Annotated in this window: 17 protein-coding genes; 8 read left to right on the forward strand and 9 right to left on the reverse strand. The window is 69.2% G+C overall.

The window, feature by feature from the left end; translation table 11 throughout:
• Window positions 1-13 precede the first annotated feature (13 nt).
• The gene (locus ACEN9Q_RS12590) at window positions 14-934 is read left to right on the forward strand and encodes an alpha/beta hydrolase (RefSeq protein ID WP_495628665.1); all 921 of its coding nucleotides are present in this window, start codon (window positions 14-16) and stop codon (window positions 932-934) included.
• A gap of 346 nt (window positions 935-1280) precedes the next feature.
• Here ACEN9Q_RS12590 and ACEN9Q_RS12595 read toward each other — a convergent pair whose 3' ends face one another.
• The 6 genes from ACEN9Q_RS12595 to ACEN9Q_RS12620 form a co-directional block, all read right to left on the reverse strand.
• Window positions 1281-1607, reverse strand: coding sequence for an L-rhamnose mutarotase (locus ACEN9Q_RS12595; protein WP_495628666.1), 327 nt, complete (start codon window positions 1605-1607; stop codon window positions 1281-1283).
• On the reverse strand, window positions 1604-2809 hold the full coding sequence (locus tag ACEN9Q_RS12600) for a glycoside hydrolase family 88/105 protein (protein ID WP_495628667.1): 1206 nt from the start codon (window positions 2807-2809) through the stop codon (window positions 1604-1606). Before ACEN9Q_RS12600 ends, ACEN9Q_RS12595 begins: the two co-directional genes overlap by 4 nt.
• Before the next feature lie 28 nt (window positions 2810-2837).
• Complete coding sequence (locus ACEN9Q_RS12605; protein WP_495628668.1) at window positions 2838-5543, reverse strand: glycosyl hydrolase; 2706 nt, start codon at window positions 5541-5543, stop codon at window positions 2838-2840.
• Between the two features lie 156 nt (window positions 5544-5699).
• Entirely contained in the window at window positions 5700-6995 is a 1296-nt protein-coding gene (gene rhaI / locus ACEN9Q_RS12610) for an L-rhamnose catabolism isomerase (RefSeq protein ID WP_495628669.1), read from the reverse strand.
• 87 nt (window positions 6996-7082) lie between these two features.
• The gene (locus ACEN9Q_RS12615) at window positions 7083-9191 is read right to left on the reverse strand and encodes a bifunctional rhamnulose-1-phosphate aldolase/short-chain dehydrogenase (RefSeq protein ID WP_157202174.1); all 2109 of its coding nucleotides are present in this window, start codon (window positions 9189-9191) and stop codon (window positions 7083-7085) included.
• A 160-nt stretch (window positions 9192-9351) separates the two neighbouring features.
• Window positions 9352-9486, reverse strand: coding sequence for a hypothetical protein (locus ACEN9Q_RS12620; protein ID WP_267874997.1), 135 nt, complete (start codon window positions 9484-9486; stop codon window positions 9352-9354).
• A 49-nt stretch (window positions 9487-9535) separates the two neighbouring features.
• On the opposite strand from ACEN9Q_RS12620, the gene ACEN9Q_RS12625 reads away from it, so the two are divergent.
• From ACEN9Q_RS12625 to ACEN9Q_RS12655, 7 genes are all read left to right on the forward strand, one after another.
• A complete protein-coding gene (locus ACEN9Q_RS12625) occupies window positions 9536-10438 on the forward strand; it encodes a DeoR/GlpR family DNA-binding transcription regulator (protein ID WP_056451083.1) in 903 nt (300 codons plus the stop codon).
• Window positions 10435-11442, forward strand: coding sequence for a rhamnose ABC transporter substrate-binding protein (rhaS, locus tag ACEN9Q_RS12630; protein ID WP_056451080.1), 1008 nt, complete (start codon window positions 10435-10437; stop codon window positions 11440-11442). The genes ACEN9Q_RS12625 and rhaS overlap by 4 nt, the downstream gene beginning before the upstream one ends.
• 166 nt (window positions 11443-11608) lie before the next feature.
• Window positions 11609-13159, forward strand: a complete 1551-nt coding sequence (locus ACEN9Q_RS12635; protein WP_495628670.1) for a sugar ABC transporter ATP-binding protein — start codon at window positions 11609-11611, stop codon at window positions 13157-13159.
• Window positions 13156-14154, forward strand: a complete 999-nt coding sequence (locus ACEN9Q_RS12640) for an ABC transporter permease (protein ID WP_495628671.1) — start codon at window positions 13156-13158, stop codon at window positions 14152-14154. The genes ACEN9Q_RS12635 and ACEN9Q_RS12640 overlap by 4 nt, the downstream gene beginning before the upstream one ends.
• Window positions 14151-15176, forward strand: coding sequence for an ABC transporter permease (locus ACEN9Q_RS12645; protein WP_495628672.1), 1026 nt, complete (start codon window positions 14151-14153; stop codon window positions 15174-15176). The genes ACEN9Q_RS12640 and ACEN9Q_RS12645 overlap by 4 nt, the downstream gene beginning before the upstream one ends.
• Window positions 15173-16525, forward strand: coding sequence for an FGGY-family carbohydrate kinase (locus tag ACEN9Q_RS12650; protein WP_495628673.1), 1353 nt, complete (start codon window positions 15173-15175; stop codon window positions 16523-16525). The genes ACEN9Q_RS12645 and ACEN9Q_RS12650 overlap by 4 nt, the downstream gene beginning before the upstream one ends.
• A 44-nt stretch (window positions 16526-16569) precedes the next feature.
• The gene (locus ACEN9Q_RS12655) at window positions 16570-17046 is read left to right on the forward strand and encodes a YbaK/EbsC family protein (protein WP_495628674.1); all 477 of its coding nucleotides are present in this window, start codon (window positions 16570-16572) and stop codon (window positions 17044-17046) included.
• Window positions 17047-17264: 218 nt separating this feature from the next.
• Here ACEN9Q_RS12655 and ACEN9Q_RS12660 read toward each other — a convergent pair whose 3' ends face one another.
• From ACEN9Q_RS12660 to ACEN9Q_RS12670, 3 genes are all read right to left on the reverse strand, one after another.
• Window positions 17265-19562: a putative bifunctional diguanylate cyclase/phosphodiesterase gene (locus tag ACEN9Q_RS12660; RefSeq protein WP_495628675.1), complete on the reverse strand. Its 2298-nt coding sequence runs from the start codon at window positions 19560-19562 to the stop codon at window positions 17265-17267.
• A 98-nt stretch (window positions 19563-19660) separates the two neighbouring features.
• On the reverse strand, window positions 19661-23500 hold the full coding sequence (locus ACEN9Q_RS12665; RefSeq protein WP_495628676.1) for a beta-galactosidase: 3840 nt from the start codon (window positions 23498-23500) through the stop codon (window positions 19661-19663).
• Window positions 23497-24918 (reverse strand): glycoside hydrolase family 28 protein, encoded by a 1422-nt coding sequence (locus tag ACEN9Q_RS12670; RefSeq protein ID WP_495628677.1) that lies wholly within the window; start codon window positions 24916-24918, stop codon window positions 23497-23499. Before ACEN9Q_RS12670 ends, ACEN9Q_RS12665 begins: the two co-directional genes overlap by 4 nt.
• Window positions 24919-25035: the final 117 nt, after the last annotated feature.

Below are 25035 nucleotides of genomic sequence, written 5' to 3' on the forward strand. Positions count from 1 at the left end.
CAGGAGACTTTGCATGAAACTCGTCGCCGGCGCCCTCCTCGCCGGCTCCGTCGACGCGGCCCGCGCCGCGCCGCAAATCCCGGCCACCGCCGTGATCCCGCTGTGGCCCGAGGGCGTGCCGGACGCGAAGCCGGGACTCGGCCCCGAACACGTCGAGAACGGCCACACGTCCAACGTCAGTGAACCGACGCTGACCGTCTACGGCCCCGCCGTCGACCGTCCGAACGGCACGGCCGTCATCATCTGCCCGGGCGGCGGCTACGTGCGGCTGTCCACGCAGCGCGAGGGCGAGCAGTACGCGGCATGGCTCGGCACGCTCGGCGTCACGAGCTTCGTGCTCACATACCGGATGCAGGAGTTCGGCCATCCGGCCCCGCTGCGCGACGTGCTGCGCGCGGTACGCATCGTGCGCGCCGAAGCGGCACGGTACCACATCCGCCCCGACCGCATCGGCGTGATGGGCAGCTCCGCCGGCGGCCACCTGGCGGCCAGCGCCGGCACGCTGTTCGACCATCCGCTGGGCCGCACGGGCGCGGAACTCGACAAGGTCAGCGCCCGCCCCGACTTCCTCATGCTGCTGTACCCCGTCATCACGATGGACGGCCCGGCCGTGCACGCGGGCTCGCGCAAGGCGCTGCTGGGCGCGAACCCGTCGGCGGCGGAGGTGCGCCTGATGTCGGTCGAGAAGCAGGTGACGGCCGCCACGCCGCCCACGCTGCTGATCCACACGCAGGAAGACCGGACGGTCCCCGTCGAGAACAGCATCCTGTTCTACCAGGCGCTCACGCGGGCGAAGGTGCCGGCCGAGATGTATCTGTTCGAGCATGGCGGTCACGGCATGGGGATGAAGGCCGGACTCGGGACCGCGTCCGACTGGCCGAAACGGGCGGAGGAATGGCTGAAGGCGCGGGGGCTGCTCGATCCGGCGAAATAAAACCCCGTCGGTCCCGCGATAACAACCGTCGCTCCAGCGATAACAACCGTCGTTCCCGTGATAATAACCGTCGTTCCCGTGATAACAACCGTCGTTCCCGTGATAACAACCGTCGTTCCCGTGATAACAATCGTCGTTCCCGCGAAGGCGGGAACCCAAGTTTGGCACTGCCGCACCGTGTGAAATCGGGCCCCCGCCTCCGCGGGGGCGACGTTGTAATGCAGCGAGCTTCGACATTGGGCCCTCGCCTGCGCGGGGGCGACGTTGTAATGCAGCGAGCTTCGGCATTGGGCCCCCGCCTCCGCGGGGCGACGTATCGAAGCAGCGGGCCGATGCCGCGGCCGGCTCACGCCAGGTAAAACACCTGCTTCAACGCCCATTCCCTCGGCCGGTTTCCCGGCTCCACCTCCATCAGCGGCGCCATGGTGTCCCACCAGCGCCGCATCACCGGATGCTCCGGCAACGCGGCGACCGTGTGGCCGGGCCGCAGCTTGAGCACGGCGAACAGCTGCAGCGTGTCCTCATCGAGGAAAATCGAATAGTCGTAAATGCCGGCGGCGCGCAGCAGGTCGGCCAGCTCGGGCCAGATGGCGTCGTGGCGGCGCTTGTACTCGTCGACGTTGCCGGGCTTGAGCCGCATGACGAATGCACGGGTTTCGGCCTGGCCGCTCATCGCGCGCCTCCCTGGGCCATGCGCTTGAGTTCCGCGGCCGCGAGCATGACGCCGCCGACACCGTAGTCGTAGCTGGACGTGGGCCGGTAGAACGCCGGCTCGGCGCCGGTCTGCTGGATATTGCCGACGCGGCCGTCCGCATACACGTTCCTGAGGATGCCGGCCCACGCCTTCGCGATCACGGGCCGGAACTTCGCGCCGTCGAGCAGGCCGTGGTTCACGCCGTACGCCATGCCGTACACGAACAGCGCCGAGCCCGAAAGCTCCGGCAGCGGGTAGGTCTTCGGATCGAGCAGGCCCGCGTGCCACAGGCCGTTCGCGTCCTGCAGCGAAGCGATTTTATCGGCCATCTCGCGCAGCTGCTGCACGTAGAAGCCGCGTTGCGGATCGTCCGCCGGCACGTAGTCCAGCACGCGCGCGAGGCCGCCCATCACCCAGCCTTCGCCGCGCGACCAGAATATCTTCTTGCCGTTCGGCTCGCGCTTGTCCTTGTAGCTGGCGTCGCGCGCATACAGGTGTTCGTCCTTGTCGTACAGCAGGTCGTACGTACGCTTCCAGTTCACGTGCATGTAGTCGAGGTATTTGCGCTCGCCCGTCGCCTTGTACATCTTGGCCCACACGGGCGGCGCCATGAACAGCGCGTCGCACCACCACCACGGAATGCGCGCGTCGTTGGGCTTGAGCGTCGCCAGCGGCAGCAGGTCTTCCATCTCGGCCTTCGTCAAGGTCAGCATGCCCGGGCTCTTCTCCTGGAAATACAGGTCGAGGTAGGTCTGGGCAATCGAGAGATCGTCCGCGTTCGGCAGCCGCGAGCGTTCCTGGAAGTCGAAGTGGCGTGCCATCGCGAGCATCGCGTCGCGGTATTTTGCATCGCCCGTCGCCTCGGACGCCGCCATGAAGCCCGTGTACATCACGCTCTCGGTCCAGATGCGCGAGAACCACGGCTGGGCGCGCGCCAGCTGCCAGTCGGCCACGCGGCGCAGGACCTTGTCGATCGCCCCCGGCGTCAGCTCGGGCGACAGGTCGGTCGCCAGCGGGCCGGCGTCGAGGGGCGCGTCGCCGAAATGGCGGGCGATGTCCTTGTCGATGATGGCCTGCATGGTCGGCGTCGGCAGCGGATAGGCGGCCATGGTCTGCGCCCACGCCGGCAGCGCCAGCGCGACGCCCGCGGCCAGCAGGGAAAGTCGTCGGATCGTCTTCATGTCGTTATCGTCCTGTTCTGCGTAGTGATCATTGCCCGCCCTCGCCCAGCAGCCTGACGGGGCCCAGCAGGCCCGCCGGCTGCGGCGCGATCAGCGCCGTGTCCTGCGGGACGAAGCGCTGGCCGTAGCGCGCCCACAGCAGCCGGTAGTCCGGCAGCGCGTGGCCCGCCAGCGCGTTCAGCGCGAGATTGCCCACCTGGACCTCGATGCGGTTGCGGCCCGGCCGCAGGAATGCCGTGACGTCGACGGCATAGGGCGGATGCCAGACGGCGCCCGCGCGGCGTCCGTTCACGACCACCTGGGCCGCTTCGCGCACGGGGCTCTCATACATCGCGCGCATCCCGGCCGGGACTTTCGGCGTCGACGCGAGCGGCGTGCCGGGGCCGAAGTCGAGCACGATGCGGCGCGACTTCAGTTGCGCGGCCGTGAGCTCGACCTCCTTGTCGTACGTGGCGACGCCCGAGAAATAGCGGGCCGCATCAATGTCCGTCCACGAACGCAGCGCGTCCAGCCGCACGGCCTGCGCCCTGCCCGGAAACGTCAGGTTCCAGCCGCGCCCGAGGTCGGCGATCTCGGTCGTGGCCGCGGCGGGCGCGGGCGCCGGCGCGGCCGGCAGCGCATCGGCCAGCACGAGCACGCGCGATTCGTACGGCGCCAGGTCGAGCCGCGCCGGCAGCGTGGCGGCCGTCATGCGGCCGCTGTCCGGATCGATCCACGCGGCCGCCTTGCGCACGGCCGCGAAACTCGCCTCCGCATGCACGGGGCGGTTGCTCGTGTTGGCGATGAAATACACGTCCGCGTCGCGCAGCCGGCGCCGCACGAAGCCGACGTCGGCCGCCTGCGCGGAGAGCTTCATGTCCGGCGCCAGCACGGCCTGCAGCGCGGCGCCGACGGCGTTGTCGTCCGCCACCACGCGCACGTTCGGGCTCGCGAACAGCGCCTTGGCCTTCGCCGCCACGCTTGCCGAGATGCGCGCCGCATCCAGATATCCTGGCGCCAGCGCCGGCGCGCCGCCCACGGCGACGATCTTCCCGCCGCCGCGCACGTAATCCGCCAGCCTGTCGATCACGTCGGGCGCGAGCCGCGTCACGTGCGGCATCACGAGCACGGGATGCCTGACACCGAGCGCGAGGATCGCCTGCGCGTCGATGTAGTCGAGGTTCTGGCCCGCGTCGAGGATCTGCGCGGTGAGCGCCGGCGTCACGTACTTGTGCATCTCCGCCGACAGCGACACCTTGCCCGGCACGAGGGCCGCGTACACGTCATCGTTCGGCAGCAGCACGGCGACCTGGTTCGCGGGCTCGCCCTGGCGCATCAGCCAGCTCATGCGCGTCAGATAGCCCGTCACGTCCGGCATCACGTTCCACCACGGGTTGTGGTCGTTGAACACGGCAGCCGCATAGAATGCGTAGCCCGGTTCGAGCGTGCCCGGCGGCGTGTACGGCCAGCCGTGGCCCACGAACTGGTTCACGCCTTCGAGCAGCATGCGGTCCGCTTCCGCCTTCATGTCCAGCGGCGTCGCGGCGAATGCGGGCGAGTGCAGCCACGTCCACGTCTCGGCCGAGATCACGGGACGGCCGTACAGGTGGCCGGCCGACGTCGCGAGGCGCGTGAACGAGAATTCGCGGAACTGCGGCCCCTCGCCTTCCGGCAGCGCGACGAGGCGGTTGCTGGACAGCGAGACGGCCGGCTCGCCGTACGTCTGCGAGCGGAACCGCGTGCCGTGTCGTTTCGCCCAGGCGTCGATCGGCATCAGATAACGCTCCTCCACGAGCTCCGTCTGCGTCAGCGCCCAGTCGTGGCGCACGGCCGCCGCATCCGGCCCCTGGCCCGTGAACACGGCCGGCAGGTGCGGCACGATGTCGTAGCCGCGCCGCTTCCTGAATTCGGCCACGAAATCGTCCGTCCAGTCGGTGCTGTAGACTTCCAGGCTGTCCGAGAACACGGCATACGGCGGCGCGTCGCCGAACGCTTTCATCAGCGGCTCGGCGACGGTGGCGAGATGATGGTCGATGGCCTTGCGGCTCAGGTGGTCGAGCACGAAGCCTTCCGCGCCCAGCGCCGCGCGCTTGACCTGCTGGCCCGTGCGGCTGGCGATGTAGGCGACGACCTTGCGCGGCCCGTTCGCCGGTGCGACCGGCGCGCGGCCGTCGGCCCCGGCCGCGGCGGAAAGCGGCCGCAACGCCGCCGGGTCGACGTCGGCGCCGATGAAGGTCGCGACGAGCTTTTCGCCGCTCATGACGGCCGGCAGCGCGAAGCTGGAGGCGCCGGCCGGCACGTCGACGACGGCCTGGCGCAGCCGCGCCGCGGCCTCGTCGACCGTGACGTGCGGCCCGCCGTACGGCCAGCCGCTGGCCAGCGTCATATCGACGCGCAGGCCGTTGGCGCGGCCCGTGCGGTTGGCGAAGCCGACGGCGTCGAGGAATTCGGGAGACAGGTACGGGACGTTATGGATGCCGCGCGCGGCATCGTCGAGTTCCATCGGATACACGGGCTGGATCTCGAAGCCGCCGATGCCGCCGGCCTTCATCGCGAGGATCTCGCGTTCCAGCTCGGGTTTGGCGACGGCGGGGCCGAACCACCACCAGCGCATCATGGGACCGGCGTCGGGCGGCGGCGCCTGGAGGTGTGCGGCGACGTCGGCGAAGGCGGCCGACGGACCGGCGGCGTGCGCGGCGAAGGCGCACGACAGCGCGGCCGCCAGTAAAGCGATGCGCGGGGAGCGCTGGCTCATGCGGGGGACTCCTGGGGCGGGTGGGCGAAACGCGCCAGCGCTGCTGGCGCTTGCATAACCCCGGCGCCCCCGCGCAGGCGGGGGCCCAAGTCTGTGTGCGTTCACGCAAAACTCAGGTTCCCGCCTGCGCGGGAACGACGCTCTTCTACCTCGGCTTTACACGATCCCGCTGCTGCTCGCCCCCGCCTTCGCCGGACGCGCGCCGGCCACGCGGTCGCGGTAGCCGCTCGCGCGGTAGCACGCCACCGGGTCGGCCGCGCCGCCCGCGCGCACCCGCGCCATCGCGAGGATGGCCGACACGTCGGTGCGGTACGCCGTCTTCAGCGCCTGCGCCGACAGCAGCACGTCGTTGGACTCCTGCAGCGCGGCCAGCTCGGCGCGGTCCACCAGCGCGGCCTGCACGTAGGCGCGCTGCACTTCCACGGCGCTGTTCATCAGGCTCTCGACGGGGTCCGTCACGTTGTGCGACTGGTCCAGCATGTACGCCGGCGCGAACGTCGGGCCTTCGCGCAGCGCGGCGTCGGACAGCTCGTTGAAGACCAGGAACAGCTGGAACGGGTTGATGGAGCCGGAATCCAGGTCGTCGTCGCCGTATTTGCTGTCGTTGAAGTGGAAGCCGCCCAGCTTGCCGAACTGCGCGAGGCGCGCGACGATCATCTCGATGTTCGTGTTCGGCGCGTGGTGGCCGAGGTCGACGAGGCATTTCGCCTTCGGGCCGAGCGCGGTGGCGCAGGCGAAGCTGGTGCCCCAGTCGGCGATCGTGGTCGCGTAGAACGCCGGCTCGAACAGCTTGTGCTCGATGAAGACGTTCCAGTCGTCCGGCAGCGCGGCGTAGATGCCGCGCATGCTTTCCAGGTAGCGCTCCAGCGCGCCGCGCAGATTGCTCTGGCCGGGGAAGTTGGCGCCGTCGCCGACCCACACGGTCAGCGCCTTCGACCCGAGCTCGCGTCCCAGTTCGATGCAGTCGATGTTGTGCGCGACGGCCTGCGCGCGCGTCGCGGCGTTCAGCGCCGTGAGGCTGCCGTATTTATACGTGTGTTCCTGGCCCTGCTGGTCCTGGAAGGTGTTCGAGTTGACGGCATCGAACGCCAGTCCCAGCGCATCCGCGTGCTGGCGCAGCTCTTTCGCGTCGGTCGGTTTGTCCCACGGGAAGTGCGGCGACACGCTTGGGGTGGCGCGCGTGAGCTGGTTGATCACGCCGCAGTCGTCCAGCTTTTCGAACACGTTGCGGGGTTCGCCGCGGCCCGGGAAGCGCGCGAAGCGGGTGCCGCCCGTGCCCACGCCCCAGCTGGGCACGGCCACGGCGAAGCGCTGCGCGAGCGCCGTCAGTTCTTCGATATCGCGGCCGCGGCGCGCCAGCATCCCGCCCAGTGCGTCATAGTCGGCCTGCAGCCGGGCTGCGGCCTTGGCATTGTGCTCGGCCACCAGTCCGGCGTCGATGAGGGTCGTCATACCTGTCTCCTGTCGTCGGCGGCACCGCGTCCGGCGGTGCCGCTCATCTTTTAAATAGTAACCCAGCCCGCATGGACTGGCGAGCGGTCAGCGCGTGAACGCTGCCGCGTTGCCCGCATCGACGTTCAGCACGTTGCCCGTGCTCTTGCCGGACTTTTCGCTGGCGAAGAAGTACACGGCTTCCGCGATGTCTTCCGGGAACACGCTCTTTTTCAGCATGCTGCGCTTGCGGTAGAACTCTTCGACGTCGTCGGCGCCGATCTTGTTCGAGGCCGCGCGCTCTTCCTTCCACTTGCCGTCCCAGATGCGCGAACCGCGGATGACGGCGTCCGGATTGACGACGTTGACGCGGATGCCGTGCTCGGCGCCTTCCAGCGCGATGCAGCGGGCCAGGTGGATCTCGGCCGCCTTCGCGGTGCAGTACGCGGCCGCGCCGGCCGACGCCACGAGGCCGTTCTTGCTGCCGACGAAGACGATGCTGCCGCCCAGCTTTTGCTGCTTCATGATCTGGAACGTGTTGCGGCTGACGAGGAAGTAGCCGGTGACGAGGATGTCCTGGTTGCGCTTCCAGACTTCCAGCGACGTCTCGTCCAGCGGCGCGGCCGAGGCGATGCCGGCGTTCGAGACGAGCAGGTCGACGCCGCCGAAGCGCAAGCAGCTCGCCGCCAGGATCGCGGCCACCTCGTCCTCGCTCGTGATGTTCGCCTGCACGGTCGCCACGCTGTCCTTGCCGGCGACCTTCACGAGATCCTGGCTTGCGCCTTCCAGCGCTTCGGCGTCGATATCGGTCAGCATCACGCACGCGCCTTCCTGCAGCAGCTGGCGCGCCACGGCCTGGCCGATGCCGCCGGCGCCGCCCGTCACGAGGGCGATGCGGCCCGCGAGGCTCTTCGGCTTGGGCATGCGCTGCAGCTTGGCTTCCTCGAGCAGCCAGTATTCGATGTCGAACGCTTCCTGTTCCGGCAGGCCGACGTATTCGTCGACGCCGTTCGCGCCGCGCATCACGTTGATCGCGTTGACGTAGAATTCGCCGGCGATGCGCGCGGTGGCCTTGTCCTTCGCGAACGACAGCATGCCGACGCCCGGGATCAGGTAGATGATCGGATTGGCGTCGCGGACCTTCGGCGACGTCGCGCGCTTGCAGCGCTCGTAGTAGGCCGTGTAATCGGCGCGGTAATCGCTCAGGGCCTGATCGAGACCATTCACCAGGCGATCGAAATCGGGCGCGGCCGGGTCGAAATCGAGGACCAGCGGGCGGATCTTGGTGCGCAGGAAGTGGTCCGGGCACGAGGTGCCCAGCGCGGCCAGCGGCGCGAGGTCGGCGCTGCAGACGAATTCCAGCACCGCGTCGGAATCGTCGAAGTGACCGAGCTTGTATTCCTGCTGGCTGATCTTCCCGCGCAGCAGGGGCATCAGGCGGGCGACGAGGGCCGCGCGCTCCTGCGCCGGCAGCGCGTCGGCCACCTGGCCGCCGAACACGGGCTGCCTGACGTTCGCGGCCAGCCATTCGTCGGCGCGCTTGATCATCGCCAGCGTCGTCTCGTAGCACGACTTGGCCGTGTCGCCCCAGGTGAACAGGCCGTGGCCCTCGAGGATGATGCCCTTCAGCTGCGGCTGTTCCTGCGACAGTTTTTCCAGTTTCAGGCCCAGGTCGTAGCCGGGACGCTGCCACGGCAGCCAGCCCAGCTCACCTTCGAAGATCTTTTCGGTCAGCGCGCGGCTGTTCTTGCAGGCGGCGATCGCGATCACCGAGTCCGGGTGCATGTGGTCGACGTGTTTACGGTCGATGTAGGCATGCAGCGGGGTGTCGATCGAGGCGGCGCGCGGGTTCAGGTTGAACGTGCAGTGCGGCAGGTAGCCGACCATCTCGTCCTCCTGATCCAGGCCGCGGTAGCGGGCTTTCAGCGCCTGCAGCTTGTCCATGTACAGGGTCGAAAAGCCGTCCAGCTTGATCGACCCGAGGTCACCGCCCGACCCTTTCACCCACAACACCTCGACCTGCGCGCCGCTGAGCGGATCGGTCATCGCGATCTTGGCCGACGTATTGCCGCCGCCAAAATTCGTGATGCGCAGGTCCGAACCGAGCAGGTTGGAACGGTACAGCAGCAATTCCGGCTCGCTCAGCGAGGCAGCGTGCTGGTCGTCCCAGCGCGACGTAATCGGTTCCTTCTGCTTCGTGTCGCTCATTGCACCCATTAAAAAATCTCCATATGCGTTATCTGTCGTCGGAGGGCGGGGATCCCGTCTCCTTCACCTGCGCCGCGGCGATCCACGGTCACGGCATCCGGGCACAGTAGAATTCAGGGGGCCGAGCAGTGTCAACGCAGAACCGATCAAGATCGTGAGCAAGAGCGATTTAATCATCCGGTTGATCGAAACGCGCATTTGAGCGCCACACCGCGCCCAAATAATCAATTGGTTGATCATTTAACGATTGACGCCGCTGCAACTCCTCTTTACTCTTTTTCCCAGACAACGCGGCTTCCGGCATGACGTTGTCCCGCCGCATCACAAAAACAGACGGCATTAGGAGGAGACAAATGGTGAATCACAAACGCCGCAAGCGTTTGCTGAAACTGCTCGCCGAGCATCAGACGGCGACGGTCCAGCAACTCGTCGAATGGCTCAATGCGTCACCGGCAACGGTCCGGCGCGACATCAGCTGGCTCGCAGCCCGCAACCTGCTCACCCGCACCCGCGGCGGCGCCGAGAATTTGCTGCCGAAGAAACGGCAGTTCCCGCTGTCGAGCGAAACGTTCCAGAACAACATCCAGTGCTATGCGGCGCGCAAGCGGGCCATCGCGCGCCACGCGGCCGGCATGTGCGCCGAGGGCGAAACGATCATCATCAACGGCGGCACGACGACGTTCATGATGGCCGAATTCCTGGCCGACAAGCACCTCAAGATCCTGACCAATTCGTTCCTGATGGCCGAGCGCCTGCTCGTGTCGAGCGAGAACGAGATCATCGTCCCCGGCGGGAAGGTCTACCGCGAGCAGAACGTGATCCTGTCGCCGTTCGACAACGACATCACCCAGCACCACTACGCCGGCAAGATGTTCATGAGCGTCTACGGCCTGTCGCTGCTCGGACTGATGGAAGCGGACCCGCTCCTGATCCAGGCCGAGAAGCGCCTGATCAGCCAGGCCGAGGAACTGATCGTGCTGGCCGACAGTTCCAAGTTCGCGCGCAAGGCGGGCCTGATCCTGTGCGGCCTCGATCGCGTCTCGACCGTCATTACGGACACCGGCGTCTCGGAGAAAGCCGTCCAGACGCTCGAACAATACGGCGTCAAGGTCGTCACCGTCGAACCCGACGAAGTGGCGCCGAACGTCGGTGCACCTTTTTTTAACCCGCAGTTCGACCTGCAGTCGGCCGCGCTGTTCCATCTGGACGCGCAGCTCGACCCGCGGCTGGATTCGCAACTGGAGGCAGCGCATTGAAGCCAACACACCTGTTCGTCGCGCTGGCGGCCGTCGGCATCCTGGCCGGCACCGCCGGCTGCGGCCAGAAGAAGCCCGAAAAGACGCGCATCGCGATGGTCGTGAAAAACCTCGGCAACGGCTTCTTCGACGCGGCCCACACGGGCGCCGACGAAGCGGCCAAGCAGCTGGGCGACGTGGAAGTGATCTATACCGGTCCGACGACGCCGAGCGCCGAGGGCCAGATCGAGATCATCAACTCGCTGATCAGCCAAAAGGTCGACGCCATCGTCATCTCCGCCAACGATCCGAACGCGCTGGTGCCGATCGCGAAGAAGGCGATGCAGCGCGGGATCAAGGTCGTCTCGTTCGACAGCGGCATCGCGCCCGAGGGCCGGCAGATGCAGCTGAACCCGTCGAATGCTGAACTGATCGGCGAAAAGCAGATCCAGATGGCGGCCGACGAGATCAAGGGCGCGGGCGAGATCGCGATCCTGTCCGCGTCGGCGCAGGCGACGAACCAGAACATCTGGATCGACGTGATGAAGAAGGTGCTGCAAAAGCCGGAGTACGCGAAGATCAAGCTGGTGGCCACCGTGTACGGCGACGACCAGTCCGACAAGAGCTACCGCGAGGCCATCGGCCTGCTGCGCAGCCATCCTGACCTCAAGGCGATCATCGCCCCGACGACGGTGGGCATCGTCGCGGCCAGCAAGGCCGTCTCCGACGAGAACCTCGTCGGAAAGGTCTACGTGACGGGCCTCGGCCTGCCGTCCGAGATGGCCGGCCACGTGAAGAGCGGCGCCGTGAAGGAATTCGCGATCTGGAACCCGATCGACCTGGGTTACGCGGCCACCTATGCGGCCGACCAGTTCGTGAAGGGCAAGGCCGAAGCGAAACCGGGCGCCAGCGTGTCCGTGGGCCGCCTGGGCAGCGTGACGCTCGACGCCAACCGCGAAGCCGCGCTCGGGCCGCCGTACACGTACGACGCGACGAACGTCGACAAGTTCGCGAAGCTGTTCTGACGTTGTCGACGTCGCCGGACCGACACCGGCGCGTCGTTGAGTGTTACCCCGGGACCGTCGTCCCCGCGGAGGCGGGGACCCAATGTACGCCAGCGCTGCGCCGGTGCACTTGGATTCCCGCCTGCGCGGGAACGACGGCTCATGTGCAAACTTGCAGCAAGACCTTATGCCACACACCCACACCACAAGCTCGGAATCGCACGCGCCGCCGGTCCTGCAACTGACCGGCATCAGCAAGCGCTTCAACGGCATCCACGCCCTGAACGGCGTGAACATCACGATCCGCGCCGGCGAATGCATGGCCCTGGTCGGCGAGAACGGCGCCGGCAAGTCCACGCTCGTGAAGACCCTCACGGGCATCTACCGCCCGGACGCCGGCACCATGGCGCTGGACGGCCGTCCCGTATCGTTCGCGAGCCCGCAGGAAGCGATGGCCGCGGGGATCACGGCCGTGCACCAGGAAACCGTCATGTTCGACGAACTGTCGGTCGCCGAAAATATCTACGTCGGCCGCCAGCCCGTGCGCGCCGGCCGCATCGACTGGGCCCGCATCGAGCGCGAGGCCGAAGCCCTGTTCGCGCGCCTGGAAGTCGCGCTGCCCGTGAAGGCGCGCGTGAAAGACCTGTCGGTCGCGCAGCGCCACTTCGTCGAGATCGCGCGCGCCCTCGCCCAGGATGCCCGCGTCGTCATCATGGACGAACCGACGGCCGCGCTGTCGCAGCGCGAGATCCGCGAACTGTACCGCATCATCGAACAACTGAAGGCCGCCGGCACGGCCGTCATCTTCATCTCGCACAAATTCGACGAGATCTTCGAAGTGGCCGACTGCTACACGGTGCTGCGCGACGGCCAGTTCGTGGCCGAGGGCCGCCTGGCCGACATCACGGAACAGGAACTGGTCGCGCTGATGGTGGGCCGCGCCGTGCACCAGGCGTATCCGAAGCTCGAAGCCGAGATCGGCGCACCGCTGCTCGTCGTGCAGAACCTGTCGCACCCCACCGAATTCGACGGCGTCAGTTTCACCCTGCGCCGTGGCGAGATCCTCGGTTTCTACGGCCTGGTCGGCGCCGGCCGGTCGGAAGTGATGCAGGCCCTGTTCGGCCTCACGCCGGGCGTACGCGGCGACGTCACGCTGGACGGCAAGCCCGTGGCGGCGCGCTCCCCGGCCGAGGCGATCCGCCTGGGCATCGCCTACGTGCCGGAAGACCGCCAGCACCATGGCGCGCACCTGACCATGCCGATCCAGCACAACATCACGCTGCCGATCCTGTCGCGCATCGGGCTTTTCCTGCGCGGCCACGCCAGGCAGGAGACCGCGATCGCGCGCCACTTCGCGGAGCAGCTGGAACTGAAGGCGAGCCACCTCACGCAGCACGTGGCCGAGCTCTCGGGCGGCAACCAGCAGAAGGTCGTCCTCGGCAAATGGCTCGCCACCGACCCGAAAGTGATCATCCTCGACGAGCCGACCAAGGGCATCGACATCGGCTCGAAGGCAGCCGTGCACCGCTTCATCGGCCAGCTCGTGGCGCGCGGCCTGTCCGTGATCCTCGTGTCGTCGGAACTGCCGGAAGTGCTGGGCATGGCGGACCGCATCGTCGTCATGCACCACGGCCGCGTGCAGCGCGAATTCCTGCGCGCCGAGGCGACGCCGGAATCGGTGGTCGCCGCCGCATCGGGCCTGGCTCTGGACAACACGCGCGCGACGGAGGCCGCATGAATCTGCTGAAACAACGCGAACCGCTGCTGGCGGCGATGGTCGTCCTGCTCGTCGTGGCCGTCGGCCTGAAGGAACCGGCATTCCTGTCCGCCGACTCTCTGGCCAACGTCGTCACGGACAGCACGCTGCTCGTGATGCTGGCGCTGACGCAGATGCTGGTCATCGTCACGCGCGGCGTCGATCTGTCGGTCGCATCGAACCTGGCGCTGTCCGGCATGGTCGCCGCGATGCTCGGCGCCCACTACCCCGGCATGCCGCTCGCGCTGATCATGCTGGCCGCCGTCGCCGTCGGCCTCGGGCTCGGCCTCGTCAACGGCTGGCTGATCGGCCGGCTGGAACTGCCGCCGATCGTCGTCACACTCGGCACGATGAGCGTCTACCGCGGCGCCGTGTTCGTGCTGTCGGGCGGCGCCTGGGTGTCGGCGCACCAGATGCCGCCGCACTTCATCGCGTTCCCGCTGGACCGCCTCCTCGGCCTGCCGCACCTCGTGTGGATCGCCGCCGCCACGCTGGCGGCGCTGGCCTGGGTGGCCCGCAGCACCCGCTTCGGGCGCGACCTGTACGCCATCGGCAACGCGCCGCAATGCGCCGGCTATATCGGCATCCCCACCCACAGGCGCCTGCTGTGGACGTACGCGCTGTCCGGCGCGGTGGCCGGCCTGTGCGGCTACCTGTGGGTCGCGCGCTACGCCGTCGCCTATACCGAAATCGCCTACGGCTTCGAATTCACCGTGATCGCCGCCTGCGTGATCGGCGGCGTCTCGATCGGCGGCGGCGTCGGCACGGTGCTCGGCGCCACGCTGGGCGCCCTGTTCCTCACCGTGATCGGCAACGCGCTGCCGGTGCTGCAGGTCTCGCCGTTCTGGCAGAGCGCCCTCACCGGCCTCGTGATCCTCGTCGCCGTCCTGATCAACGCCCGCGGCGCCGGCCGCCGCAGCCGCCAGATCCTGCCGCTGCACGGCACCGCCGCCCCAACCCACCGGAGTGCCGCGTGAACCCCACCACCACGATGCAAACTGAAAAAAACCCGGCCCCGACGTCGCGCTACACGATCCTCGACCGCGAAACGCCGCGCCTGAAAACCTTCCTCGGGCGCTGGGAAAGCCTGCTGGCGATGCTGTTCATCGCCGTCTTCGTGGCCAACAGCATCGCGCTGCCGAACTTCCTCGACCTGTACAACCTGCTGGACGGCACGCAGAACTTCAGCGAAAAGGCGTTGATCGCGCTGCCGATGGCGCTCTTGATCATCTGCCGCGAAATCGACATCTCCGTCGCGGGCACGCTCGCGCTGTCGTCGGTCGCGATGGGTCTCGCGCAAGGCGCCGGCTTCCCGCCGGAAAGCCTTGCACTCGTCGCGCTGGCCACGGGCACCGCATGCGGCTTCCTGAACGGCGTGCTCGTCACGCGCTTCGCGCTGCCGTCGATCGTCGTCACCATCGGCACCGTGTCGCTGTTCCGCGGCCTGGCCAGCGTCGTCCTCGGCGACAAGGCGTTCACCGGCTACCCGCAGCTGATGGCCGACTGGGGCCAGGGCTACTTCTTCGGCATCGTCCCGCGCGAATTCGTCGTGCTGCTCGTGTGCGCCGCGCTGTTCGCGGTGCTGCTGCACACGACGAGCTGGGGCCGCCGCATCTACGCCATCGGCAACAACCCCGAAGCGGCGCGCTTTTCCGGCATCGCCGTCGACCGCTACCGCCTCGCCCTGTTCATGCTGACGGGCGCGATGGCCGGCCTGGCAGCGTTCCTGCTGACGGGCCGCATCGGCAGCACGCGCCCGAACATCGCCACCGGCTGGGAACTGGAAGTGATCACGATGGTGATCCTCGGCGGCGTGTCCATCGCCGGCGGCGCCGGCACGATCGCGGGCGTCATGCTGGCCGTGCTCACGATGGGCACCGTCACGTACGGGCTGTCGCTCGCCAACATCCCCGGCATCTACATGACCATCGTCGTCGGCGTGCTGCTGCTGGTGACGATCGCGCTGCCGAAGCTGCTGCGCATGCGGCGCGCGCGATGAGCACCATGAACGACGCCCTGCTCGTCCTCGACATCGGCAAGACGAACGCCAAGCTGGCGCTGATCGACGCGTACGGCACCGTCCTCGCCGAACGGCGCCGGCCGAACGCCGTGCTGACGGACGGACCGTACGCCCGCCACGACACCGACGGCCTGTGGGACTGGATGCTGGCCGCGTGCCGCGACTTCGCCACCCAGGCGCACGTATCGGCCATCGTGCCGGTCACGCACGGCGCGACGGCCGCGCTGGTCGACGGCGACGGCCTCGTGCTCCCCGTGCTCGACTACGAGGCGGAGCTGCCGGGCCTGGACTACGCGGCGCTCCGTCCGCCGTATGACGAGACATTGTCGCCAGGCCTGCCCGCGGGCCTGAACCTGGGCCGCCAGCTCGCCTGGCTGCAGGCCCGCTTCCCGGCCGAATTCGGGCGCGCGCGCCATATCCTCATGTATCCGCAGTACTGGGCCTGGCGGCTGTCCGGCGCGGCCGCGTCGGAAGCGACGTCGCTCGGCTGCCACACGGACCTGTGGAATCCGTGCCGGCAAACGTATTCGAGCCTCGTCGAGCGCATGGGCTGGACCGCGTTGATGCCGCCGCTGGTGCCGGCGCATGCGGCGCTGGGCCGGCTCCGTCCCGAGATCGCCGCCGCCACCGGGCTGCCGGCCGACTGCGAGGTCCTGTGCGGCATCCACGACAGCAACGCGTCGCTGCTGCGCTACCTCGGCACCGACGAGGGCACCGTGCTGTCGACCGGCACGTGGATGATCGCCGCCGCATTCGGCGCACCGCTTGCCGGCTTGCGCGAACAGGCCGACATGCTGGCCAACACGAACGCGCTGGGCCGGCCGGTCGCCTGCATGCGCTTCATGGGCGGACGCGAATTCGGCGAACTGGCCGGCGCGGCGCCGGTGCCGTGCGGCTTCGACGACATCGAACGCCTCGTCGCGCAGGGCACGCTGGCGCTGCCCTGCTTCGCGGCGACGGGCGGCCCGTTCGCCGGCCGCGCGGGCAGCATCGACGGCCCGCCGCCGGTCGACGCGCGCGAACGCTATGCGCTGGCCACGCTGTACTGCGTGCTGATGACGGATTACTGTCTCGAGGCGCTTGCTGCCACCGGCCCGCTCGCGGTCGAAGGCAGTTTCACGGCGAACCCGTGGTTCGGCCCCCTGCTCGCGGCGTTGCGGCCGCAACAGCCTGTGTCCTATTCGGACGACGCGAGCGGCACGACATGCGGCGGCTGGATGCTGCGCTACCGCGACGCCACGCCGCCCGGCACCAGCACGGCGATCGCGGCCCGGGCGCCTGCCGGTTTCGACGCCTACCGCGCCCGCTGGCGCGCCGCGCTCGCCTAGCGCCGGTGGTAGACTGGCCGGATTTCACGCCACGAAAATCCACGATGAGCCTCGCCTCCGTCACCGCCTTCTTCGCCACCCACGCGCCCGACATCGCGATCGAGCGCTACGCCACCAGCACCGCGACCGTCGCCCTCGCCGCCGAGGCGCTGGGCGTGGCGCCGGGACAGATCGCCAAGACGCTGTCGCTGCGCCTGGACGACGAGGTGGTGCTGCTGGTCGCGCGCGGCGACGCCCGGCTGGACAACCGCAAATACAAGGAGCGCTTCGGCCAGAAGGCCCGCATGCTGGGCCTGGACGAGGTGGAGCACGAGACCGGCCATCCGGTCGGCGGCGTCTGCCCGTTCGGCCTGGCGCGGCCGCTGCGCGTGTTCTGCGACGTGTCGCTGCGCGCGTTCGACGTCGTGTTTCCCGCCGCCGGCGCGCCCGATGCGGCCGTGCGCATGACGCCGGAGCGGCTGGCCGTCCTCACGCAGGCGGCGTGGGTGGACGTGGCCCAGGACGCGGCTGTCGCCGCCTGAGCGCATCGTGGGCACGGGGTGCCCACCCTACGACATATCGAGGTTATCTTGCTGATTTCGCGCCGTGGGCACGGGGTACCCACCCTACGATATGCCGGGGTTACCTTGCGAAATCGATCCACCGTGCCCGCCAACCGCACGCGTCCCGATGGCGGCTACTGCCGTTCACGTAGGGCGGGCACCCCGTGCCCGCGCGAACACAGGCACCGCGCGAACATCTACACGGGCGCAGCGATCGCGTCGCGCTCCAGCCGCGCAATGAGGTCCGCCAGCGGCATTGGCCGGCAATACAGATAACCCTGCATGCACGGCCGGCCGTTCTCCGCCAGGAAGCGCGCCTGCGCCTCGGTCTCGATGCCTTCCGCGACGACGCGCAGGCCCAGGTGGTCGGCCATCGCGAGGATCGTCTGCACGATCGCCGTGCCGTTGGCGTCGTGCGGGGTGTCGCGCATGAAGCTCTTGTCGATCTTGAGTTCGTACAGCGGCATCTTTTTGAGGTAGCCCAGGCTCGAATAGCCGGTGCCGAAATCGTCGATCGAGAAGCGGATGCCGAACGTCGCCAGTTCGCGCATCTTCGCCGTGATGACGTCGAAGTCCTCGACGAGCAGGCCCTCCGTCACCTCGAACACGAACGCGTGCGGCGCCACGCCCGATTCGGCGAATGCCGCCTGCACCTGCGCGACGAATTCGGGCTGGCGGAACTGGCGCGGGCTGACGTTGACGGACAGCTGCAGCGGATGCCCCGCCCGCTCCAGCGCGAGGCGCGCCTGGCAGGCCTGGCGCAACACCCACAGGCCGAGGGGAACGATGAGCCCAGTCGTTTCCGCCACGGGAATGAAGATGTCGGGCGGGACGAAGGTGCCGTCGCCGCGACGCCAGCGCATCAGCATCTCGGCGCCGACCGGCCGGCCCGCCGAATCGACCTGCAGCTGCAGGTGCATGGACAGCTCGCCGTTGTCGAGCGCGGCGGACAGGTCGCGGCCCAGCGTGAGCTGGCGTTCGGCCGCGGCCAGCATGGGCGTCTCGAACACGGCCACGCCGTCGCGGCCCGCCGCCTTGGCGTGGTACATGGCGAGATCGGCGTCGCGCAGCAGGTCGGCGACGGACTGGCCGGGGCGCGTGGGCAGCGCCACGCCGATGCTGGCGGTCGAATGGTAGCTCTGGTCGTCGATGGTGATGGCGTCGGCCAGCGCGGCGCGGATCTTGTCCGACACGGCCAGCGCGGCGTTCGTGGCGATGGCAGCATCCGTACCCAGGCCGTCGAGCAGCACGACGAATTCGTCGCCGCCCAGGCGTGCCACCGTGTCGCCCTTGCGCACCACCTGGGCCAGCAGCTTCGCCGTGTGCTTGAGCAGCGCGTCGCCCGTCGCGTGGCCGCGCGCGTCGTTCACGTGCTTGAAGTTGTCCAGGTCGATGTACAGCACGGCCCCGAGCCCGCGGCCGGAATTCGCGGCGGCGACCATGGCGTCGAGCCGCTCCGTCATCAGGCGCCGGTTCGGCAGGCCCGTGAGGACGTCATAGTACGCGAGGCGGTGGATCGCGTCGGCCGAGTGGCGGCGCTCCGTGATGTCGCGGCCCACGACGACCCAGTGGCTGATCCGCCCCGCGTCGTCGGTGAACGGCATCAATTCCATCTCGACCCAGTACGGATCGCCGGACTTGGTGTAGTTGACCAGTTCCGCCGTCACCGCCTGGCCGTTGCGCATCGACTCGACGATGCGTTCCACGACGGCCGGATCGGTGCCCGCGCCGTGCAGCACGCGCATGCTGCGGCCGACGATGTCGGCGTCGGTGTAACCCGTGCGGCGCTGGAACGCTTCGTTGGAAAAGATGATGGGCTGGTCGCGGTCGGGCGTGTCGACGGCGCGCGCGATCAGCACCATGTCGTTCAGGCGCGCCAGCGCGGCCGACGTCAGGCGCAGTTCGGCGTTCAGCGCCTGCAGCGCGTCCTGGCCGGTCTCCAGCGACCTGGCGAAGCCGCGCACCTCGTCCAGCGAACGCGAAAGGCCCTTGAGCATCGTGCCGCACGTGAGCGTCAGCAGCGCGCCCACGCAGGTGAAGTTGAGCGCCACGAGCAGCGCCGTCACGAGCGGGTCGTGGCCCATGTCCACCAGCGCTGAGTGGAAGTGGCCGATCCCGAGAACGAGGATCACCGCGCTGGCGACCAGCGCCGCCAGCGCCGGCGCGGTCCCGAGCAGGATGGCCGCCAGCACGGGCGGCGCCATCAGGTAGTTCTGGCTGACCGGCCCCACCTTGAGCATCAGGCAGATGGCCACCATGTAGATGATGGTGAGGAAGTTCAGGACGCGGAAGGTGTATGGCAGGCGCTCCAGGCGCCACAGCACGAACAGCCACGCCAGCGCGACGGCGTCCATCACGGCCACGGTCCAGACACCGTGGCGCAACACGACGATCACGCTGGGGATGGCGGCTACCGTGCCCAGGACGAGCACTATCGACAACAGCCGCGAGAAGATCCGCGCGCGCCATTGTGCGATATCGTCGAAGCCTTGCATCAAACTGTTCCTCGCGGCGCACCCGGAGGAGGATCCGGTCCGGCCAATGTTCTCGTAAGGAAACATTGTAAAGGCCGGGCCCCGGACCTGTCACTTCTTTACTTCGAGGTGTTGCGCGAGTGTGACTGATAGTTCAATATCTCGCCGCTTCCCGCGTCGCCTGCCACGCCGCCGCGTGCCGCGCGCAAGACGACGAGCCGCACCGGTTCCAGCGCATTCGCCGGCTCGCCGTCCGTCGTCACGGCGAGGGCGATCGTATTCTCGCCATGCGCGTCGAGGATGCCCGGCGGGATCACGAACACCCGTTGCGGCCCAACGTTGGCGATGAACTGCCCCATGTTCCAGCCGTTGACGAAGATGAGGGCGCGGTTGTCGCGGTCCGAACGCGGGCTGCTCGCGTCGCCGAACGCGAGACCCAGCTGGACGTCGTGCCCGCGCGGCAGGTCGAGCTTCACCTGCGTGCGCAGCCAGTACGTGCCGGGACCGGGCGGCGAGTCGCCGACGTGCGCCTTGGTCCATGCCTGCGCCGGCGCGCCGGGCAGGTGCCAGCCGGCCCGCTCGCCGTACAAGCCGCCGTCGTTGAGCGGACCGCGCATGCGGTCGGCGATGTCCTCGCCGCCGCGGTTGCCCTGGATGCGCCAGTGGATCGGCACCGCGAACCGGCGTCCGCCCTTCGCCGTCAGCGACGCCGCGATCAGGCCGCGCGCCTCGCGGTGCGCATCGTCCGCCATCAAGTCCCAGTTGTGCGAATCGTTGCGCACCATGACGGCGACGACGTGCGGTCCCGGCGCCAGCTTGCCGAGGTCGAAGCGCACGCTGTCCGTCGTCTCCGGGAACGAGCGGCCGGTGTCCAGTTCGTGCTGGCCGAGGAAGCGGCCGTCGACCCAGGCCTGCAGCATGCCCGCGCCGCCGCCGCCATAAAACAGGTCGAGCCGGTTCGCGGCCGGATCGGCCGCGTCGAAGCGGCCCCGGTACCACACGTCGCCGTGGTGGAAGCCGTAGTCGCTCATCGCCAGCGTCGGCTGGCCGCGCTCCGGCTGGGTCCACGTCTGCGCCGCCGACGGACGGCCGTCCGCCTGCGCCCAGTCGCGGTCGTCGAAGCCGGGCTGCGCCTCGAGGCTGTCCATGCGCCGCGTCCACGCCAGCTTGCCCAGGTCCGGCACGGTCACGCGCGCCGGCCCCGCCAGCGTGCCGGCGCGCAGGCTGCCGTCCGGCTGCGGCGTGAGCACGAGCGCCGCGCCGTTGAACGTGGCCGCCGCGATGCCCGGCCCCCAGATCTCGAGCGGGCTGGCGGCGTCCGTGTCGCCGGTCAGCCGCAGGACGCCATCGTCGATGCGCGCCGTGCGCACGAGCGCGGGCGTCAGTTCGAGCACGCGGCCCGCCGGGGTGTCCTGCGTCCAGAAACGCTGCGACGTCGCCTCGTCGGCGATCAGCAGCAGCAGCGGCGCGCGCCCGCCGCCCGTGATGCGCACGCGCGCCAGGCCCGTGTGCGCATACGCGAGTTTCAGGTCGCCGCGCGCCGCGTCGAACGTCGCACCGACACTGCCTTCCACCACCTCGACCTTCGGCGCCGACGCGTAGCGCAGCACGGTTTCACCCTGTTCGCCGCCGCGGCCCTGCAGCAGCACGACGTCGCGCGCCCCGTCGCGCATCTGCGCCTGCAGCTCCGACGTGGAATACACGAGATGCTGGCGCTCCATGTCGTAGGCGGCCAGCAGCATCTTGGCATCCTGGCCATTCAGGCGCGACGCGATCGTGTAGCGGCCGTCGCGGGTCTCGAGGTCGAACGAGAACGCGTCGTCCGTCGCCAGGTCGGACGGGCCGTGCACGGCGAACAGCACGTGGGTGCCCAGCTCCGTGTTGACGTTGTGGTACAGCCGCACGCGCGCCGACGTGGTCTTGATCGGCGGCCCCTTGTCCATGTGCGCCAGCACGGCGCCGGCGGCCTGGACGAACATCCCCTGCTGCTTCAGCGCCAGCGCCTTGGGACGCAGCCCGCGGTCTTCCGCGATCGGCGCGCCGTAATCGTAGGACGTGTACACGATCGGCCCCGGCAGCCAGCCCCACGACGTGCCGCCGAACGCCATGTAGATGTTGTGGATCGTGATGCGGTTGATGAGGTTCGTGCCGTAGAACACGCGCTCGTAGCCCTTGCCCTGGCGTTCGGCCGTGCAGCCGTACGTGCCGTTCGAGCCCCAGTAATCGAACCAGCCGGCGCCCACTTCGGCCGCGAAGCCCGGCGTGCCGGGCGAGGACAGCGCGCCGGCCTTCGGACCCGGCGCGGCGTAGATGCCCCAGTCGGGCGCCTTGTTCGGGCCCGCCGGATTCGCATGCACGTCGCAGCTGCCGCCCGGGTAGCCGTCGAACGCATACAGGTCGGTCGGCCCCGGATTCGCCCACGGCGCGCTGGACTGCGCCGGCGTCCAGTCGGGCAGGCGGCCGGCCGCGTTGTGGAAGAACGGGACCGTGATGCCGTCGGCGCGCGCCTTCGCGGCCAGGTGCGCCATCTGGCGCGCGTGCTTGGGCTCCACCTTGCCCAGCTCATTCTCGATCTGGTAGGCGATGACGGTGCCGCCGCCCGTCGTCACCTGGTGGCGCGCGACGATGGCGTCGATCTGCGTCATCCATTCGTCGACGGCCGCGAGATAGGCCGGATCGTCCGTGCGCGCTTCCGCGCGGTTGCGGAACATCCAGCCCGGGAAGCCGCCGCCGGACAGCTCCGCATTCACATACGGTCCCGTGCGCGCGATCACGTACATGCCCTCTTCTTCCGCGATCTCGAGCGCCCGCTCGACGTTGCGCACGCCGGAAAAATCGTACACACCGGGCGCCGGCGAGTGATACGCCCAGTCGAAATAGAACGACACGCCGTTGAAGCCGAGCGCCTTCATCTTCTGGATCACGTCGCGCCACTGCGCCGGATCCGGCAGGCGGAACGGGTGGATCTCGCCCGACCAGACGACGACACGCTTGCCGCCGATGGTCAAGGAGTACGGGTCCCAGCCGACGCGTTGCGGCGCGCGCGGCGGGCGCACGGCGGCCGCCACGTCGGCGGCCCGTTCGGCCAGCAGGTCCGGCGCGGCGACGCCCGCCGCGACACCGGCCAGGGCCCGCTTCGGCGTCCACGTCCGCAGCCCGTCATGGCTGTCGGCCTGCCACGCGTGGCCCGCCGCGTCGGCGCAGACGGCGCGCCAGCCGCCGTCGGGCAGGCGCACGAGGTCCGCGCCCGCGGCGGCCGGTCCGAACGCGCCGACGGCGCGCTCCACGGTCCACGGACCGGCCGGATCGCGCGCGCGCGCCAGCGCCAGCACGCCGTCGCCGCGGCGCCGCACGAGCGCCACGTAACCGTCGCCATCGCTGGCCACGGCTGCGTCCTCGTACGCTTCCTGCAGCCCGGCCAGCGGGCGCGGCGTTGACCAGTGCGCGAGGGCGGCATCCGCTTCCACCAGCCACGGCTGGAACGGCGCCGCGGCACCGCCCCGCGCCAGCGCCACGACGAGCGTCACGCCGCCGTCGCGCGTGCGCAGCCAGCGCGGCGCGCGCACCCGCCCCGGCAGCGGCACCGCGCGCACGAAGGTCCAGTGTTTGAGGTCGGACGAACGGGCCAGCCCGACCTCATTGCCGGCGCCGCCCGCGTACGCGACCCAGTACGCGCCGTCGTGGCGGATCAGCGCCGGGTCGCGCAGCATGCCGCGCGGCGGCGCATACGCTTCCGACGCCTGCGTGACGAACCGCGTGCCGTCGTCCGAGCGGAACACGCTCAAACGGTCCGGCAGGCCCGGCGCGACGGCGGCCATCAGCCATACGGTGGCGGCCGCATCGTGCACGCCGCTCGCCCGCGCAGCCGCGCCGGACGCCTGCGGATCACCGGGCTCCTGCGCCGCCGCGGTCCCGATGGCGGCCGCCAGCAGCGCGCCGAGGAAACGGGTCGCGTTCATGCGCGCACCTCCGCGCGGTTGTCGAAGCCCAGCACGTTCTCCGTGACGACGGGCGTGCCGCGCACCGTGCGCACCGCCACGTCGCGCAGCACGACGTCGCGCACCGGCAGTTCGGCCTCGCCCTTGATCAGGCAGACGAATCCGGCCTCGTCGACCCGGATGCCCGCCACGTGCAAGCCTTCGATCGGCGTCAGGCGCCGCTCCAGTGTCGGCACCAGCGTCTTCCACTGGTACAGCACGTCCGTCTCCACCGCCAGCACGCCGCCCTTGATGCTCGTGGCGCTCACGTTCGTCATGTGGATGTTGCGCACGAACCCTCCGCGCCGTTCGTTGGTCTTCACGTACAGCAGGTTGTTGATGGTGCTGGCGACGGTGGAATCGGCATGGTCGAAGTGGCAGTCGTCAACGAACACGTTTTCCACGCCGCCCGACAGCTCGCTGCCGATCGCCATCAGTTGGTGGCCGTTCTTGATCCGGCAGCGGCGCATGACGATGTTGCGGCTCGCGATGCCGATGCGCCAGGCGTCGCGGTCGCGCCCGGACTTCACGGACACGGCGTCGTCGCCCTGGTCGAACACGCATGCGTCGATCAGCACGTTCTGGCTCATCTCGGGATCGACGCCGTCGTTGTTGTGGCCGTGGGCGGCGATGTCGACGCGCCGGATGACGACGTCGCGGCACAGGTAGGGATGCAGCACCCAGAACGGGCTGTCGACGATGTGGACGTCCTCGACGAGCACGTGGCGGCAGCGGTTGAACTGGATGAAGTGCGGGCGCAGGTTGGCCTGGCCCGTGGTCATGTCGCGCCGCTCGACCGGCACGCCGTCGCGGCACGCCATGTTGTACAGCGCCACCAGCGCGTCCATGTGCGCCTTCGGCCGCGCATACCACCGGCGCCACACGTCCAGCCGCGCGCGCAGCGTGCCGCGGCCCGTCACGGCCACGTTCTCGCAATCGTACGCATAGACGAGCGGCGAATAATTCATGCATTCCAGCCCTTCCCAGCTCGTGGGCACGGCCGGCAGGTAATCGCGCGGCTCGGCGGAAAACAGCAGGGTTGCGCCCTCCTCCACGTGCAGCGCGACGTGGCTCTTCAGGTGGATGGGGCCCGTCGGCCACGTCCCCGGCGGCACGACGACGACGCCCCCGCCGGCCGCGTGGGCTTGTGCGATGGCGCGCGCGATCGCGGCGCTCGTCTTCGCCTGGTCGTCCTGGGCGGCGCCGAATGCGGCGATGGCAAAGCGCGGACAAGCCGAGAAATCGGGCACGGCGATGACGGGCATCGCGAACGGCGCGGCCACGCGCACGTCGGTGCGCGCGAGTGCGCGCGGGACCTGCCCGAACGACTGGCAGCCTGCCAGCACGGGCACGGCAAGGCCGGCACGCAGCAGCGCGCGCCGTGAGATGGAACTGGACACCGGTTGTCTCCTTTGATTGTGCATCGCGCACGCGATGAGCGCAGACGCATGCGCGCCGCCCGTATTGTGCCGCCTGTGCGTGCGCTGTTGTCGATTCGCCATGCAAGCACTCAACAA

This window comes from Massilia sp. Masssp93 (assembly GCF_059491295.1).

What these genes read in the sequence shown, in the direction of transcription:
- ACEN9Q_RS12590 (WP_495628665.1), top strand. Translation starts at nt 14, where the DNA reads ATGAAACTCGTCGCCGGCGCCCTCCTCGCCGGCTCCGTCGACGCGGCC.
- ACEN9Q_RS12595 (WP_495628666.1), bottom strand. Translation starts at nt 1,607, where the DNA reads ATGAGCGGCCAGGCCGAAACCCGTGCATTCGTCATGCGGCTCAAGCCC.
- ACEN9Q_RS12600 (WP_495628667.1), bottom strand. Translation starts at nt 2,809, where the DNA reads ATGAAGACGATCCGACGACTTTCCCTGCTGGCCGCGGGCGTCGCGCTG.
- ACEN9Q_RS12605 (WP_495628668.1), bottom strand. Translation starts at nt 5,543, where the DNA reads ATGAGCCAGCGCTCCCCGCGCATCGCTTTACTGGCGGCCGCGCTGTCG.
- rhaI (WP_495628669.1), bottom strand. Translation starts at nt 6,995, where the DNA reads ATGACGACCCTCATCGACGCCGGACTGGTGGCCGAGCACAATGCCAAG.
- ACEN9Q_RS12615 (WP_157202174.1), bottom strand. Translation starts at nt 9,191, where the DNA reads ATGGGTGCAATGAGCGACACGAAGCAGAAGGAACCGATTACGTCGCGC.
- ACEN9Q_RS12620 (WP_267874997.1), bottom strand. Translation starts at nt 9,486, where the DNA reads ATGCCGGAAGCCGCGTTGTCTGGGAAAAAGAGTAAAGAGGAGTTGCAG.
- ACEN9Q_RS12625 (WP_056451083.1), top strand. Translation starts at nt 9,536, where the DNA reads ATGGTGAATCACAAACGCCGCAAGCGTTTGCTGAAACTGCTCGCCGAG.
- ACEN9Q_RS12635 (WP_495628670.1), top strand. Translation starts at nt 11,609, where the DNA reads ATGCCACACACCCACACCACAAGCTCGGAATCGCACGCGCCGCCGGTC.
- ACEN9Q_RS12640 (WP_495628671.1), top strand. Translation starts at nt 13,156, where the DNA reads ATGAATCTGCTGAAACAACGCGAACCGCTGCTGGCGGCGATGGTCGTC.
- ACEN9Q_RS12650 (WP_495628673.1), top strand. Translation starts at nt 15,173, where the DNA reads ATGAGCACCATGAACGACGCCCTGCTCGTCCTCGACATCGGCAAGACG.
- ACEN9Q_RS12655 (WP_495628674.1), top strand. Translation starts at nt 16,570, where the DNA reads ATGAGCCTCGCCTCCGTCACCGCCTTCTTCGCCACCCACGCGCCCGAC.
- ACEN9Q_RS12660 (WP_495628675.1), bottom strand. Translation starts at nt 19,562, where the DNA reads ATGCAAGGCTTCGACGATATCGCACAATGGCGCGCGCGGATCTTCTCG.
- ACEN9Q_RS12665 (WP_495628676.1), bottom strand. Translation starts at nt 23,500, where the DNA reads ATGAACGCGACCCGTTTCCTCGGCGCGCTGCTGGCGGCCGCCATCGGG.